Origin of the sequence: Bilifractor sp. LCP21S3_A7 (assembly GCF_052118825.1) — a bacterium.
Taxonomy (GTDB): domain Bacteria; phylum Bacillota; class Clostridia; order Lachnospirales; family Lachnospiraceae; genus Bilifractor.
This window is the reverse complement of record NZ_JBQKGL010000004.1, coordinates 171203-187455: the sequence shown is the minus strand read 5'-3', so window position 1 is coordinate 187455 and position 16253 is coordinate 171203. Positions and strand designations below refer to the sequence as shown.

Here is a 16253-nt window from a genome sequence, read left to right as displayed (position 1 = left end):
ATGAAAATCACACACATGAAAGTCAACCACCTGGTGAATCCGCTCGGATACCGCCTTGAGCATCCGACGGTATCCTTTGTTGTCGAAGATACGACGGCGAAAAAGCAAAAATCTGCACGTGTACTGCTTGCCGATGATCCGCATTTCACCCGCATCCTGCACGACAGCGGGAATTGTCCGGATCTCTGCGGCACGGCTTATGAACTTCCTGTCTCCCCGGAACCGGAAAAGAGATATTACTGGAAGGTCTTTGCAGAGGCGGACAACGGCGACTCCGCCGAAAGTGAAACGGCGTGGTTTGAAACCGCAAAGGCAGGTGAATGGATTGCAGACTGGATCACCCCATGCGCGGATAAGGAACTTCAGGTAAGCATTTTTCATGACTTTGAGATTACAAAGCCCCTGGCAAAGGCCCGGCTTTATCTCACCGGCCTCGGCCTGTACGAGGTGTACATCAACGGTAAAAAGCAGGGTGAGGAATGCCTGATGCCCGGTTTCTGCGACTATAACGCATGGATTCCCTACCAGACAGTTATCCCGGATCTTGTCCCGGGACATAACCGCATCGAAATCCTGCTGGGCGACGGCTGGTATAAGGGATGGTACGGCCTGCGGAAAAACCACGAGCTCTACGGAGACCGTCTGGCCTGTATTGCCGAGCTGAAGCTCTTCTATACAGATGGCAGTATGGAAACAATCTGCACGAATCCGGAATGGAAGGCCCGCAAAAGCCCTGTGACCAGCAGCGGCATCTATCCCGGAGAAGTCTACGAGCCCGGCATTGACCGCACCGAGATTCTGAACACGGAGGTTATTCCTCTGGACAAAGCGAAGCTGCAGCCCCGTCTCGATCCGCGCATCCTGATTCAGAAAAAGCTCAGCCCCATTGCGCTGATTCACACGCCCGCCGGAGAAACCGTACTCGACATGGGCCAGAACATGGTGGGATGGCTTGGTTTTCACTGTTCCGCTCCGAAGGGGACAAAGATCCATTTCCAGTTTGGCGAGATTCTGCAGAACGGTAATTTTTACCGCGACAACCTGCGAACCGCGCTTGCCGAATTCACCTATGTCTCGGATGGAACGGAACGCGATGTCAGACAGCACTTCACCTTCTACGGATTCCGGTACGTTAAGATCACCGGGTGGCCGGGCGAACCGGACCCGGCTGATTTCCAGGGGCTGGTTATCTACTCCGAGATGGAGGATCTGAGCAGCTTCGAGACCTCCGATCCCCTGGTAAATAAGCTCTTCGAGAACACCAAGTGGGGCATGCGCGGGAATTTTCTCGATGTCCCCACCGACTGTCCACAGCGGGACGAGCGGTATGGGTGGACCGGTGACGCGCAGATCTTCTCCGGCACCGCCTGCTTCAATATGGACACCTATGCCTTTTACACCAAATTCGGCTATGATCTGGCCTGCGAGCAGTCCCGGTTAAACGGCGCTGTTCCAGATGTCGTGCCCACCGCAGGATATACCGGCACCATCTCCACCGCGTGGGGCGAGGCGGCGACCATCATTCCCTGGAATGTATACCTGCATTACGGAGACAGGCAAATTCTCCGGAGACAATTTGACAGCATGCGGAGCTGGGTTGACTACATGAAGCGGCAGGATGACGCGCACGGTTCCCGACGCCTGTGGCAGAGCGGATTCCACTACGGAGACTGGCTTGCCCTCGACGGAAATGTGAAGGGCGGCGTATACGGAGCCACCGACCCGTTCCTGATTTCCTCGGCCTATTACTATTATTCGACACGAATCGTCGCGAAAAGTGCCGAAATTCTCGGATATGAGAAGGAGGCTACCGATTACCGGCTTCTTGCGGACGAGATTCACGATGCCTTTATTCATGAATACTTCTCCCCGTCCGGCCGTCTCACCGTGGATACGATGACCGCCTATGTAGTGGTTCTCTACATGGGCCTCACACCGGATTTCGCACTGGAAAAGGTAAGGAGCGGTCTCCTGAACAAGCTGGCGCGAAACCAATATCATCTGGAGACCGGATTTGTCGGAACGCCCTATCTGATGCGCGTCCTCTCTGACAACGGTATGAATGACTGCGCCTATCATCTTCTGCTCGAAAAGGGCTTCCCCGGGTGGCTGTATGAAGTGCTCATGGGCGCCACAACGATCTGGGAGCGCTGGAACTCCGTGCTTCCGGACGGAAGCATCAGCGGCACGGAGATGAATTCCCTGAACCACTATTCCTACGGCTCGGTCGTAGAATGGATGTTCCGCGATATGCTTGGAATCATTCCCGATGAAGATCATCCGGGCTTCCGCAAATTTACGGTTTCCCCAAAGCCTAATTACTCCATTCCCCAGGCAAGAGGTTCCCTGCGCTCCGCTTCCGGTCTGATCCGAAGCGGTTACCGACTGGCGGACGGAAACCTTACCATAGAAGTCACCGTGCCCTTTAATACAGAAGCGACGCTTGTGCTCCCGGATGCCGATGCAAACGCCCTGCGTTCCTGTGCTGACCGCATGGACGGCATCGTCTCCATACAGCAGGACGGCAGCAATGTCTCCCTGATTGTTCAGGCCGGAACTTATTCCTTTACCTACCGGCCCACAAGACCCTATCGCAAGGTATACAGCCTCGATTCTCTGATGAGTGAATTAATTGAGAATCCGAAGACAAAGGCAATTCTCGACAAATATTTTTATTCACGGTATTCCGTCATACCCTTCGAGAAGGAACTTTTTACACTCCGGCAGACGCTCAACGGTCCTTTTACCTATCTGCCGTATGAGGAGCAGGAAAAGATCGATCAGCTGCTGCGGGAAGTAGATTAAAAACCAATTGCGTGGAATAGAATAACGCGCAACGAGATAAAACCGAACATCCCGTATGCACACTGCAGCTATGCCGTGTACATGCGGGATGCTTATTTACGCGAACAGTGAGCCGCAGCCGAATGCGAAGCATTCGAGTGCGGCGAGCTTCGCGATAGCGAGATAAAACTCGCGCAGCGTGTTTTATCTCGCTCTCAACGCTTCAAAGCCCTGTCCCGGTTACCCTTCATTGCCTTCCATTCGATTCTCCTTGTTTTCCGGATCGATACGTATCGTCACCTTCAAGCCGCCTTCCTCAGGTTCCTCGAAAAAGACTCCGGACTTTTTACCATAATATAGTTGTATCCGCTCGCGGACATTTGAGATTCCATATCCCTTTTCCAGCTCTTCCATCGAACTTACACCAACCCCGTCATCCTGCACCGTAAACAGCAGCATGCCGTCGGGCAGCTCTTCCCCCTTTAGAAGAATATGCCCCCGATCCATCTTCGGCTCCAATCCGTGCACCACTGAATTTTCCACAAACGGCTCCAGGATCAGTTTCAAAATACTTCTCTTCATAATTTCCGGACAGATTTTTATTTCAAGATCAAACCTCTGGTTAAACCGCATGTTCTGGATTGTCATATAGGCCTGAATATGACGAATTTCCTCGCTCACCAGAATCAGCTGGCTTCCATTATTCAGACTCAGGCGGAACGTCTCAGAGAGCGCCTCCACCATCACGGCGATATCCTCCGTCCCATGAATTTCTGCCAGACAGTACAAGGCATCCAGGGTATTATAGAGAAAATGCGGGTTGATCTGCTCCTGAAGAACGATCAGCTCCTGTTCCCGCTGCCGGATCTTTGTCGTAAAGAGCCGTTCCCGAAGCACAAGGTTACGGTTCACAAGCCCTGTAAACTCCTGTCCGATCAATCCGATCTCACTGTCATCAAAGGGCTCGGTAATATTCCGGTTTCCCTCCTTCGCCTGCTGAATCGTAGTTTCCAGCCGCCGAAGCGGGAGGTAAATTCTGTTCGAAATTCTCCACGACACAAAAATGCAGGCAGCAATCAGCACCGCCAGTATAGCAATGATAAACACAGCCATCGGAAGCGATTCTGATAAAAGCTCTGATCTCTGGATTCCGCTGACCAGCCGAAAATTGCTGAAGTTGCTGTCCAGGGAACTGAACACATAGCTGCTTTGTTCATCACCGGTGAAAGAATGATAGAATTCCCCCTTTGTCTCCTCATCACCCGAGTAATAGACGCACCGGTTATGCAACGACCGATCCAGAACCATGAAGCAATTCGACCGGTAGCGTCCCTGCCCGGCAAACGCCTGGTTATACAGCCGGTTCTGAATCGTAACAACCATATACCCGCAGATCTGCCCCGTCTCGAGGTTCTTCATGCATTTGGTGATCGACAGCATTCCGCCCTCACCCGTCAGGACATTTTCGCCTACAATAGTCTCCCTCCCGTTTTTCTCCTTTGCCTTACGGACCCATTCAGAATCAATAAGCGTCTTATCCCGATACAGCTTATTGTACTTTTCGCTGTCTCCCAGCGGAGAATACAGAAAAAGTCTCCCATCCGGGCTGAGTGAAGCAATGTTCGCGATCTGATACGACTGGCGCGTGATCTGGCTTGATGCCGATTCGAGAACCCGGGCCTGATCCGAGGTGAAATAGAACCGTTCCGCATCGTCGGATGAATAGAGCGCATGCATATAGGCGGAATCTGACAGCAGGTTTCGCATCAGCTCAATGACACTGTCTGTCCGGATTCTCATAATACGATCCGCCATCTCCAGACTGTACGCGAAGTCGTCCTGGTAGTTACTCTCAACGTTTCTCTCATATAAAAGAAAAAATCCCGCACCCAGAACCAGCATAAAAGCGACTGAAATCGCAATCATGGATTGTCTGATCTGTGCACGGATCGTATGTTTTACTCGCTTCATCCGATCATCCTTTTCTCGAATCCTTCGCATTCGGCTGCGGCTCACTGTTCGCGTAAATAAATTCCGCGTGTGTAAAATTTGCTCCAGTCGGTATACGAATGAAAACAAGCGATTGCAGCTTCTACACACGCGGTCTATTACAACACTTCTGTATGCGTCTTTTTTTTAAATTTACCCGGGTATCTTCAAGAGGCTGCGCACCTCACTCGGCGTCATTGGCTCCTGACCGTTTTCCCGTATGATCGAGGCGGTCTTGCGAATCAGCTTCCAGTTGCTGTCTGTCCTGGTCTCCGGATCCAGATAGCAGGAATCTTCAAAACCGACCCTCAGACTGTCCGCTCCCATGGCAACAGCCTCCCGTATCATCTGAAAATCTCTTCGATTTGCCTGCGTATAGCCCCATAGTACGTCACTTCTTTCCGGAAAGCATTCGTAGAGGTACTCTCTCATGTGGCGCAGCGCGGGAAGCGTTGCCGGCATCTCCCCGCGGTTTCCGAATACCAGCGCAAAAAGGATCGGACGAATGAAATGATATTTTTCATTGAGTTCCTTCACCATATGAATCATGCCTAATTCAAAAACCTCTATTTCCGGTCGCTTGTCATGCGCAAGAATCTGCTGTACGCAGTATTCCACGTCCGGGATCGGGTTTTTGTACACGGCATTTCCGAGATTGACAGAGCCTACATTCAGACTGAGTGCTTCCGAATAATCCACGAAACAGGGCGCACATCTCTCCTGAATCGTCAGATCAGATACCCCTCCCGTTGAAATTTCAATAACGATGTCACAATCCTTATAAGAGCGAATGGCCTCAACGGTCTCCTCCAGCCTGGTCATGTCCGCCGTGAGCTTGCCATGGGCATCCCGAACGTGCAGATGAACCATGGAAGCACCCTCCAGATAGGAACGATATACATCTTCCGCGATTGCCTCCGGCCTGATCTCGTTCTCTGTATTAGAAACCGGCGCTACGGAAATCATTACTTTTTTCATGGATTGTTTCTTCCTTTCCGACGTTTATTTTTTTCCTGTTTTCGCCTTATACTCCATGGGTGTGAGCCCTGTCTCTTTTTTGAATACATTGGTAAAATAGCGATAATTATTATATCCGACCATCCCGCTCACCTCATTTACGCGATACCCTCTCTTCAGCAGCTCCTTTGCGTGTTCCATCCGTACATTTGTAAGATACCGGATGAAGGAAATGCCCACCTCGTCCTTAATCAGAATACTCAGGTAGGTGACGCTCACGCCTTCTTTCTCCGCAAGCTCATTTAAGCTGATCTCCTCCGCATAGTGCTCGTTGATGTAATTGATCACACGTGTCACTACCCGGTAGGATGTTCCCATCTTGTGTGCGGAAATCTTTTCCCGCACATGGTCGAGAATCATCTCCGTATATTCGTCGAGTGCCTCCTTCGATTCGAGCTTCTCCACATTTTGGTACAGCGCCAGATGAGAATCCGGATCATAAATCTTCCACTTCTCGTAATAGGCTTCCTCGACCGACCGGACCAGATGGTAGCACTCGTTCTTGTAGTCCTCGGCGGTAAAATGGTAGTCCTGCAAAATCGCACGGAAATGCTCCAGCTCGCGATCCCAGCTCTCCAGATCGCTGCTGTCCACTTTTTCGATAAAGATGTTCCTGGAAAATCGAATTTCCGCGAGCGCAGATACACGATCATCCTGTGATTCCGCCCGTCGCCTCTTATCCAGCAGGCGATCCGTCCGCGCAAAAAGCTGCTGGAGCTTGTCCCTCGTAATGGGCTTATCGATATAGCTGACCGCCCCAAGCTCCAGTCCCTGACGCGCGTATTCAAATTCGCGATAGGCACTGATCAGAGAAAAAATCATATCCGGGAACTTCTTTCTCGCTTCCGCAATCAGATCTAAGCCGGAAAGACCGGGCATACGGATATCCGTAATCACAAGATCCGGTCTGACCTCTTCGATCAGCTTCAGCCCACTCACGCCATCCTGCGCACTGCCGGCGAACACATAAGGCACATCCATCTTTCGAATCATAGTCTCAATCCCACGCACCGCCAGATATTCATCATCAATTACGATCAGCTTCCTGCTTGTTTCCTTTTCCATACCTTACTCTATCTTTAAATCCTGATCGCCTGCTCCACATCCCCGCGATCCGTCAACCCCCAAAATCACGATCTTTGCATACCTGCCGTCCGCTAAGAAAACATTTTCTGCCCTTGAGATGCCTGGCCTCCTGTTTTCACAAGTACGTTTTTTCTACCGGATCACACCTTTTCGGATCAGGGCTCTTCGAAGATCTCTTGCGCCATAGCGCGGACTCGAAAGGACCGTTTTGTGCACCTTATCTGCAATGTATTCTTCACAGTAGGCCATACTTCCCTGAGCAAAAACGATGACGTCCACCTGGTCAGCGATCTTCTCCGCGCACTCTGCCATCCGGGCGCGGAAAGCATCGGGATCCAGTCCGAACGCATTCTCCACCAGACAGTCCACGATCGTAATCTGTCTGCCGCACTCTCTTCCCATACGGCGTATCGTATTTTTGGTCGGTTCCAGCGTTGTCTCCAGCGTTGCCATCACTCCGATCCGTGTTCCCGTCCTTACCGCATCCCGGCACATATCTTCGTCAATGCGTACAATCGGCACACCGATATATCTGGCGACATCCTGTACGCTGTCCGCCACTTCCCCGACGGAGGAACAGATATTCAGCAGTGCATCACAGCCCTCCTGAACGGCTTTCATATACATGCCGATCAGTCGGGCAGCCGCATTTGCTGTGACATAACCGGCATCCCGAACCTCTGCCAGAATGCTCGGATCCTGTGCGCTGTATAGTTCTACATCCTCTCCGAGCTGTTCCTTTACCTCTTTTTCAACAAGCGCAATCAGCTCCGGTGTCGTGCTCGTATAAATAAGACCTGCCTTCATTTTATCTCCTCCTCATACATCAGCTTCTGAACTGCTTTTCTAAGCGTATCCTTTTCCCCAACATTCCCGGGAAAAATCACATAGGGAACTCCCGGGAAACGGCTTTCCTTTCCGGTTCTCCACACCGGAATTCCCGGTTCAATCTGCCCCAGAACATCTGCCCTTCGGACCTGAAGCGCCTTTACACCGATGTCACTAGACGTGATTCCTCCCTTGGCGACAATAAAGGAAGGCGTCACCCGCAGCTCCCCCACACATTTCCGCACCGCATCGCTGATCTTCACCGAACGAACAAGCGCCTCTTCCTCCGTATCCCCGTCAATGGTCAGCAGCTTTCTTCTGGTGAACACACAAACGGTTCGTCCAGCCTGCAGACTCTTCTCCTCCGCCTTTATGACTCTCTTCGTCTCCTCTTCCAGGGCGTCCCCATCCAGCACAAGGTCTGAGTTCAGCTCCAGAAAGTCGATTCCCGGAACGCTGCGCAGCTCTTCCAGCTGCGCAGTTGTCTTTGCCGTATGACTTCCTACCACAATGATACCGCCTCGTCCATCTCCGGCTGCCAGCTCTCTGTGGGTTAACAGCGGACGGTCTTCGATGGCTCCGACAGCCTTTACAAAGGAAGCCGCCGTTCGATACAGAAAATGTTTTCCTTTCTCCAGAGCCCGGTAAAGCGCTGCAGCAAAAACCTTCAGGTCATCCTCGCATACAGCATTCACGATAATTTTCTGAAAACCGGAGGTTTCGGTCAATTTCTTTTCTATACCGCCGACATCCAGACTCTCCAGCTCCTCCAGGCCGATGCATACACAGCTTTCTTTCCGATATCTTCCGCCTGTTTTTTCTTCTACATATTCCGGAAGGCTGCTGGAATGATATCCGAATGTCCGATCTTGTGCAAACTCCGTCTGTGCTGCAGGAATCAGTACATCTCCCATTTTAACATAATGTACATTCCCAATGGTATATCTTCCGCCGGCAAGAAAGAAAGGGCAGAGGATCTCCCCGTCAAACGTTTCTCCGGTTCTTTTTTCCATTTCCTCCCGAAGGATTTCCGTTTCCAGCGGATAATGGCCGCGAAGTGTAGAATCGCTGCGGCTGATCAACAGGAAGTCCTGATGCGTTTTTTTCGAGACCACGGTGAGATTCGCCGCGATTTCACGATGAACCTTCACCGTCTGTTCACGCGTAAGCCCTCTTGAATTCGTCAGAATATAAAAAAGCCTTCTATTCTCCTCAAATCCTTTTCGAATGCTCTCCTCTGACCAATCCGTGAAGACAGACACATCGTGTACCGTCTGTACACCGGTCGGATCATCATCGAGAACCACGATTTTCCTATGATTTTTGGAAACCTCCTGCCGAAGCAGCTCATCCACCCGACGATGATCGTAGGATGGAAATGTGTCCAGTACGGAAATTGGTAAGGCATTTTCTTTCATTTTCTTCCTCTATCTCCCATCCGTTCTTCTATTCAACATGCTCTTTCTCTCAGCGCGTACGATATGGCATCCAGATCCGCATCTCTCCCACACCGCGGTTATCCCATGCGAAATAAGGCACCATTCTGGCATCGACCGGCTCAAATTCCGCCTTCGGAAGTGTCCGGTACAGATTTGACGCTCCTTCCGGATCCGTCTCCGGATTTCCGTTCCAGATTTTCCTTTGAAAGGCCGTCGTCTCCAGAACACCGATTCTGCGGCCGTCGATCTGCTCGAACCGTAGCTGATATTCCGCCGACGGATCCAGCCAGATCTGATCCAGGCTCTCCGTCTCCACATCCGGCTGTTCCATGCAGAATACCAGAGGTCCTCTCTCAATTGCTATCTGCGCCGTATCCTCTTCTACCATCGGATTCGCAATGGTATTTCTTGTTTTCATGGGAATACTCAGCACAATCTCTGCATCTTCCAGGGAGGATAATGCTACGGGAAGGTACGAGCCCGCAGATTCTTTCCCATACGTTTCGGTTCTGCCGTGACAGGTAACCTCGGCGCGTTCCGCCCACCCCGGTATACGAAGCATGAGCGTGACAGGACCATCCTTCTTGATATCGGAAATCTGCAATCTGATATTGCCGTCATACGGATAGTCCGTCGTCTGCGTCATTACAAAATCCGCCCCGTTTGCCAGATGGAAGTGCGCCTGGTTCTCCCCGTACATCCCGGTGTAGACAGAATCCTCTGAAACGGCGTATGCGTACTCCGCAGACTCCATGATCACACGCGCCAGATTCGGCGGGCAGCAATAGCTCAGAATATATTCCGACCGGGTAAGCGGCCAGATCAGCTCATACTCCAGTTTCTTCGCGCGGCGGAGCATGTTCTCATAAAAATATCGTTTTCCGTCGAGAGAGACCGCTGCCAGGTTCGTATTCAGCATCGCCCGTTCGAGGATGTCCATGTACTCTGCCCGCGGTTCCACCAGAAACATGCGGTACGCCCACATCACAAGACCGATCGACGCACAGGTTTCATTATACGCGGTAACATTCGGAAGCTGATATTCATATCCGAACGCCTGGTGAATCTTCTGATCTTTAAAAAAGTTGCCGTACGGAGACGTGCCGTTGTACAGCGCGCCGATTCCTCCGGTGATATACATTTTGGTCGAAACCATGTTGTGCCAGACGTCATGCAGCACCCGCAGATAATCCGGGTCGCCCTTTTCTGCATACAGATCTGCAACCCCCGCATACAAATAGGTTGCCCGGACCGCATGGCCGATAATTTTCTTGTGCTCCTTCAGAGGAATGCGGTCCTGGTTGTCATCCATCCCATCGACGACACTGTCCCGCAGCCGGATTGACTTTTCTGCCAGCTCCAGATAGCTTTCGTCTCCGGTCGTCCGATACAGTTCAATCAGTCCCATATAATGAGAAGGACACACCGCTGTCTGGACATTTCCCGTTTTCTCCGCCTGATCATAGAGATTTGCCAGATAACCGGCCGCCTTTCTGGCAATGTCCAGGAAAGAATCCTCTCCCGTCATTCTCTTATAGAGGCAGGCAGACGTAAACAGATGGCCCATGTTGTAGACTTCAAATTCATTGATGTCCTTATTTCTGGCCGATTCCCCATGCATCGCCGCGATGATCTGCTTCGTCGAAAGATAACCGTCCGGCTGCTGCGCCTTTCCAATCAAGGAGATATACGCCCTGAGCCTTTGAAATCTTTCCGGATCCTTCAGCAATACAGCGGAATACAGCTCGGATTCCATCCACTTGTAAAAATCGCCATCCCCGAAAAAGGTACCGTCGAAATCGCCCTCCGCCTCTCCGGCGCAGATTCGGAAATTCTCTACGACATGGCTGATCTCCTTCGCTTCAAACATATGCTCCAGCTGTGGAACCATGCTTTTTGCGCAGGAAGCAACCGCATCCCTCCAAAATCCGTTCGTCCATCGGACGTCCTTACCACCGGTTCCGCACAATTTTGCGTATCTGGAATTCCTGGTATCTGTAAGCATTTGCTTTCCTTTCCTCCCTCTTTCTTACAGTCATTCCGCCTTATCCCTTTACCGCTCCGCTCGTCATTCCTTCCACGACTGTCCGGTTCAGCACCAGGTAAATCACCAGCATAGGAAGCACGCTGATCGCGATAGAAGCAAAAATCGATCCCCAGTCCTTAGTACCGAATTCGTTTGTGAAGTAAAGCAGTCCTGTCTGAATTGTCTTGAGCTTGCTGTCACTGATGAAGGTCATGGAGAACAGCAGATCATTCCACTTATAGAAGAACTGAAGTACCAGCACGGTGACGATTCCGTTCTTCATCAGCGGCACGACAATGTACCACATCATGGAAAAGATTCCGCATCCGTCAATGACGCTGGCTTCCAGGATCTCATCCGACAGGGACCGCATGTAACCGCTCATCAGAAAAATAGAAAGCGACAGTCCAAATGCCACGTAGGTGAGAATCAGGCAGAGCCTGGTGTTCAGAATTCCCATATTACCATAGATGCGGAACAACGGGAGCAGGGCGGTCGCCACCGGGACCATAAGACCGGTCAGGAAATAATTGGCGAAGAAGGATCTCCCCTTCCAACGCATCTTTGTCAGTGCAAAACTGACGGGTACGGCAATCAGCACGATGAAAAACAGAGAGATCACCGTGTACAAAAGGCTGTTCAGGAAATACCTTCCCATGTGCCCCCGTGTCCAGGCATTTACAAAGTTCTGAAAATAGAATCCCTTCGGCAGCGCATAGGACGGACTCGATGTGAATTCTGTCGGCGCTTTCATTGCCGAAGTCAACAGCCAGAAAATCGGGTAGGCATCAATGATCACGATGAGTAATACAATGATTCCTTTAAATATTTCGTAGGTCTTTTTTTTCATCGTCTCAATCATTCTCCTTCACGTCAAACCGTTTAATAATCTGCGTTCCGATAATACAGATCAGGAAGATCACGATTGCTACCGCGGAGCCGTAACCGTAGTTCCTGTACTCAAAGGCAACGTTGTACATATACATCGACAGCGAAGTCGTCGCACTTGCCGGTCCTCCCCCGGTCAGCGCCATCGCCGATTCAAACATCTTCACTGTTCCCGCAAAGGCAAACACCAGACACGTAATGGTCACCGGGCGCAGGAGCGGCAGCAGAACTCTGGTGAACAGCTGCCAGCTGTTACAGCCGTCTATTTTGGCCGCCTCAATAACATCCTCTGAGATATCCAGAAGACCTCCGTAGAAGATCACCGCGTAGAAGCCCAGAGATACCCAGATATCCATGATACTCAGGCATTTCAGAGCCGTGCTCTGCTGTCCGATCCAGGGCTGGATCAGATCCTGCCTTCCCAGCGCCGCCAGCAAACTGTTCAGCAGTCCGTAATACGGCTGAATTTCATAGATCTTCTTGAAGAGCTGTCCTACCGCTACCGTCGGAAGTACAACCGGGAAGAAGGTAATCGTCTTCACAATGTTTTTAAACCGGTCAAGCCAGAAACGGTAGATCAAGGACAGCAGCAGTCCCAGAATCACCATGCCCAGCATAGTCATCAGAATATACTCGATGGTTACCATCAAGGCCGCATGAAATTTCGCATCAATAAAAAGCTTTCTGTAGTTGGTCAGGCCGGTGAATTTCCAGTTAAGTCCCGGCGTTCCCTTATAGAGGGAATAATAAAAGGACCAGAGAACAGGAACGACAACCAGCCCGGTAAATAAGATCAGTGCCGGGATGACAAACAGCGCAATCACCTTTCGGTTGGACAAGACTTTATTCATGGTATTTCCCCATTATATTTCCATTAAAATTTCCATTAAAGAAGGCTGCTGAAGGCTCAAACACCTCCTTCAGCAGCCTCCTGTTTTTCTGGTTTCCTGCTTTGCCTGCGCAAAGCCTCTTACGCGCACTTCGCGTGCGGCGAGCCCTTCTGCGTTTTCGAAGAGCGTATACAGTATGTACTGTATTTACCGTTTAATGATTGAAATCATTCCGTTGTGTATACATCATACGCGTTCTGAATTGCCTCGCAGTACTGCTGTCCGTCCATGTCTCCATTCAGAACGTTCTGGATATTATCCTGCGCCGCTGCCTTGGTCTCGTCGTCCATATAAGCTTCCCACCATGCGGTAGAGCCGGTCGCGTTATTGATGTCGTCGATGATAGTCTTAACGGTTGTACCCAGCTTGCTGTCGTCGGTATCATACTTGAATCCACGGATGCTCTGATAATTTTCCATCGAGTAGTTTCCGATATTCTTTACAAAATACTGAAGCCATCCTGCTGTTGCCGCATCGTATTTGCCCTTGGAGAGACAAATGACATTACCGCAGTTTGTCGGGTATTCGGTAGCCGGACTTACGGATTCATCTACAACCGGAACCCCCATAAATCCGATGTTGTCTTCGCCGCTCGGATTTGTATTCGGGTCTGTGATAGAAGAGCTGAACCAGGAGCCATCATAAAGCATCGCGCACTGTCCGTTCAGAAGCATTCCTTCCGCCGTTGTAGAGTCAACCGTCGTAGCGCCTTCTCCGAAATAGCCCTTCTTTGCCATATCCGCAACCATCTGTGCGGACTTTACGTATCCGTCATCCGTGAACTTTGCCTCGCCGTCGCTGGCCTTCTTGACCGCATCCGGTCCCATGGAGCGATATGCATACGCATTGACAAGTCTTGTCGTCGGCCATTTATCCGCGCCACCGGTTGCCAGCGGCTGGATTCCCTTGCTCTTGAGCGTATCACAAACCTTAAGGAATTCGTCCCAGGTCTCAGGAATCTTTACACCGGCCTTCTCAAACACCGACTTATTATACCAGAAGCCCTCAATGTTTAAGCCGAACGGAAGATCATAGAGATCATCCGTATTGGAAAGACCGAGCAGGCTGGACTTCGCCGCCGGAAGCAGGCAGTCCGATTCGCCGACCTTGTCAAGTGCCTCGGAAATATTCACAACCTTATCCGACTCAATTAGCTGCTGCAGCGGTTTTCCTGCCGAGTAAACAAAAACATCCGGAAGATCATCCGATGCAACCAGTGTGGAAATCTTGGAAGACAGATCCGCCTGTGCCACATATTCATATTCGAAGGAAAAATTCGGGTTTACTTCATCGATGTATTTCTGGGTAAGCTCATTGATGATCTTGCCCTCCGTACTGTCCTCTGCCCAGATTGCAAGGATTTTGATCTCCTTCTTTGCTGTCGTATCCACATCTCCTGACGCCGCGCTGCTTGCGGATGTCGAAGTCGCGGCCACCTCTGAGGATGATGACTGTGCCTCTGACTGTGTGGATGTCGATACGCTTGCGGACGCTTTTGACGAAGAAGATGCTGCTCCGCCTCCGGTTGTATTGCTGCTTCCGCATCCCGCGAGCAATCCGACGGTCATCGCCGATGCCATGATTGCTGAGATAACCTTACTGTAACGCTTCATTGTAAAAACCTCCTTACCCTCACATAAATACTGTCCTTCTCCAAAAGACAAAATTTCCTGTATCTATTCAACACATCGAGAGAATTGCAGATTCTCAAGATTGGCTTGCTGAATGGTACATTTTCTTTATATCTATAGTAAATTGCATCACCTCGTATTCAAAGTTCACTTTTTTTCAAAAATGTTCGGATTTTCTCACACACAATTTCTAATGCAGCAGCGCTTTCCGGATGGCATTCTTCCACCCCTCGTACTTCTGAAGCCTTACAGCTTCTTCCATCCGCCTCCGGTACGCGGTTGTCCGGATATGCTCAAAGATCGTTTTCTCCTGATAGAGGCCGCTGGAAATTCCCGCCAGATAGGCGGCTCCCATACCGGACAATTCCTGCAGGTCCGGAACCAGCACACAGGTATCTGCCATATCCGACTGAAACTGCATCAGATAACGGTTTCCGGTCGGGCCGCCGTCTACGTGAAGCGTCTCCACCGGATCTCCGGTCTCCTCCCGCATGATCTCGATCAGATCGGTGATCTGATAGGCAATGCTTTCCACGCAGGCCTTGACCATCTCCTTTTTCCCGGTCGTGCGTGTGATTCCTGTCAGAAGTCCTGTCGCCTCCGCATCCCAGTATGGGGCTCCGAGTCCTGTAAACGCGGGCACAAAATAAGCGCGGTCCTCCGAGTTCGCCTGCATCGCCAGAGCCTCGGTCTCAGACGCCGAGGAAATCATCCCCATCTGCTCCTTCAGCCAGGTGATGGACGCTCCGGTATAATTCAAATTTCCTTCCAGCACATACGCAACGCGTCCTCCGATCCCCCATGCGAGAGACGTCACAAGTCCGTGCTGACTGTCATAACGGTTTTCTCCGGTGTTCATCATCACCGAGCTCCCGGTCCCGTAGGTTGCCTTCAGTTCCCCTTTTTTGCGGCAGTTCTGCCCGAATAAGGCGCCGTGACTGTCCCCGAGAACCCCTGTGATCGGAATTTTACCCGGAAGCAAACCCTCCAGATCTGTCATGCCGAATACAGAATCCGACATCACAACCTCCGGCATCGCATCTGCCGGTATGTGGAAGGACTGCAGCAATTCCTCATCCCACGCCAGCGTCTCCAGGTTGAAAAGCTGGGTGCGGGATGCATTGGAGTAATCCGTCCTGTGAACCGTTCCTCCCGTCAGCTTGTAGACGAGCCAGCTGTCGATGGTTCCCACAGCCAGTTCGCCCCTTTTGGCGAGCTCCGCCGCCTCCGGTACATTTTCCATGATCCACTGCAATTTTGCAGCAGGAAAATAAGGAGAGAGCGGAATGCCTGTTTTCTGACGGACTATTTCCGCTTCTCCCGCCTTCTCATGCCGCGCGCAGATCTCCGCGGCCCTTGCGCATTGCCAGACAATCGCGTGGCAGACCGGTCTCCCGGTCACCTTGTTCCAGGCCGCCGACGTCTCTCTCTGGTTCGAGATTCCGAGTGCCGAAATTTCCGCGGGAGCAATCCCCGCTTTTTCAATGACCCTTCGGCAGACACCGACTGTGTTTCTGAATATCTCGTCGAGGTCGTGCTCCACCCAGCCCTTCTCATTGACGATCTGCGCGTGCGGGAGATCTGCGCGTGCCGTCAGTTCTCCCTTCTCGTTAAACAGCAGGCCCTTTGTGCCCTGCGTGCTTTGATCGACTGCCAGAATATATTTTCCCATATG

At 51.2% G+C, this 16253-nt stretch carries 11 protein-coding genes; 1 reads left to right on the top strand and 10 read right to left on the bottom strand.

Annotated features, from left to right (window positions below; all coding sequences use genetic code 11):
• Nucleotides 1-2805 (top strand): family 78 glycoside hydrolase catalytic domain, encoded by a 2805-nt coding sequence (locus tag ACTQ1O_RS05205; RefSeq protein WP_441486396.1) that lies wholly within the window; start codon nucleotides 1-3, stop codon nucleotides 2803-2805.
• 219 nt (nucleotides 2806-3024) lie between these two features.
• Here ACTQ1O_RS05205 and ACTQ1O_RS05200 read toward each other — a convergent pair whose 3' ends face one another.
• The 10 genes from ACTQ1O_RS05200 to ACTQ1O_RS05155 all read right to left on the bottom strand — a co-directional run bounded on the left by ACTQ1O_RS05200 (nucleotide 3025) and on the right by ACTQ1O_RS05155 (nucleotide 16250).
• The gene (locus tag ACTQ1O_RS05200) at nucleotides 3025-4755 is read right to left on the bottom strand and encodes a sensor histidine kinase (RefSeq protein WP_441486395.1); all 1731 of its coding nucleotides are present in this window, start codon (nucleotides 4753-4755) and stop codon (nucleotides 3025-3027) included.
• Between the two features lie 171 nt (nucleotides 4756-4926).
• Nucleotides 4927-5751, bottom strand: a complete 825-nt coding sequence (locus ACTQ1O_RS05195) for a 3-keto-5-aminohexanoate cleavage protein (RefSeq protein WP_441486394.1) — start codon at nucleotides 5749-5751, stop codon at nucleotides 4927-4929.
• A gap of 24 nt (nucleotides 5752-5775) precedes the next feature.
• Nucleotides 5776-6855, bottom strand: a complete 1080-nt coding sequence (locus ACTQ1O_RS05190; protein ID WP_441486393.1) for a response regulator transcription factor — start codon at nucleotides 6853-6855, stop codon at nucleotides 5776-5778.
• A 153-nt stretch (nucleotides 6856-7008) separates the two neighbouring features.
• Complete coding sequence (locus tag ACTQ1O_RS05185) at nucleotides 7009-7683, bottom strand: aspartate/glutamate racemase family protein (RefSeq protein WP_441486392.1); 675 nt, start codon at nucleotides 7681-7683, stop codon at nucleotides 7009-7011.
• On the bottom strand, nucleotides 7680-9122 hold the full coding sequence (locus ACTQ1O_RS05180; protein WP_441486391.1) for a four-carbon acid sugar kinase family protein: 1443 nt from the start codon (nucleotides 9120-9122) through the stop codon (nucleotides 7680-7682). Before ACTQ1O_RS05180 ends, ACTQ1O_RS05185 begins: the two co-directional genes overlap by 4 nt.
• A gap of 49 nt (nucleotides 9123-9171) precedes the next feature.
• On the bottom strand, nucleotides 9172-11148 hold the full coding sequence (locus ACTQ1O_RS05175) for a glycoside hydrolase family 127 protein (protein ID WP_441486390.1): 1977 nt from the start codon (nucleotides 11146-11148) through the stop codon (nucleotides 9172-9174).
• Nucleotides 11149-11188: 40 nt separating this feature from the next.
• The gene (locus tag ACTQ1O_RS05170; RefSeq protein WP_441486389.1) at nucleotides 11189-12019 is read right to left on the bottom strand and encodes a carbohydrate ABC transporter permease; all 831 of its coding nucleotides are present in this window, start codon (nucleotides 12017-12019) and stop codon (nucleotides 11189-11191) included.
• A 4-nt stretch (nucleotides 12020-12023) separates the two neighbouring features.
• Nucleotides 12024-12908: a carbohydrate ABC transporter permease gene (locus ACTQ1O_RS05165; RefSeq protein ID WP_441486388.1), complete on the bottom strand. Its 885-nt coding sequence runs from the start codon at nucleotides 12906-12908 to the stop codon at nucleotides 12024-12026.
• 206 nt (nucleotides 12909-13114) lie between these two features.
• Nucleotides 13115-14560, bottom strand: coding sequence for an ABC transporter substrate-binding protein (locus ACTQ1O_RS05160; RefSeq protein ID WP_441486387.1), 1446 nt, complete (start codon nucleotides 14558-14560; stop codon nucleotides 13115-13117).
• 208 nt (nucleotides 14561-14768) lie between these two features.
• Nucleotides 14769-16250 (bottom strand): FGGY-family carbohydrate kinase, encoded by a 1482-nt coding sequence (locus ACTQ1O_RS05155; protein WP_441486386.1) that lies wholly within the window; start codon nucleotides 16248-16250, stop codon nucleotides 14769-14771.
• Nucleotides 16251-16253: the final 3 nt, after the last annotated feature.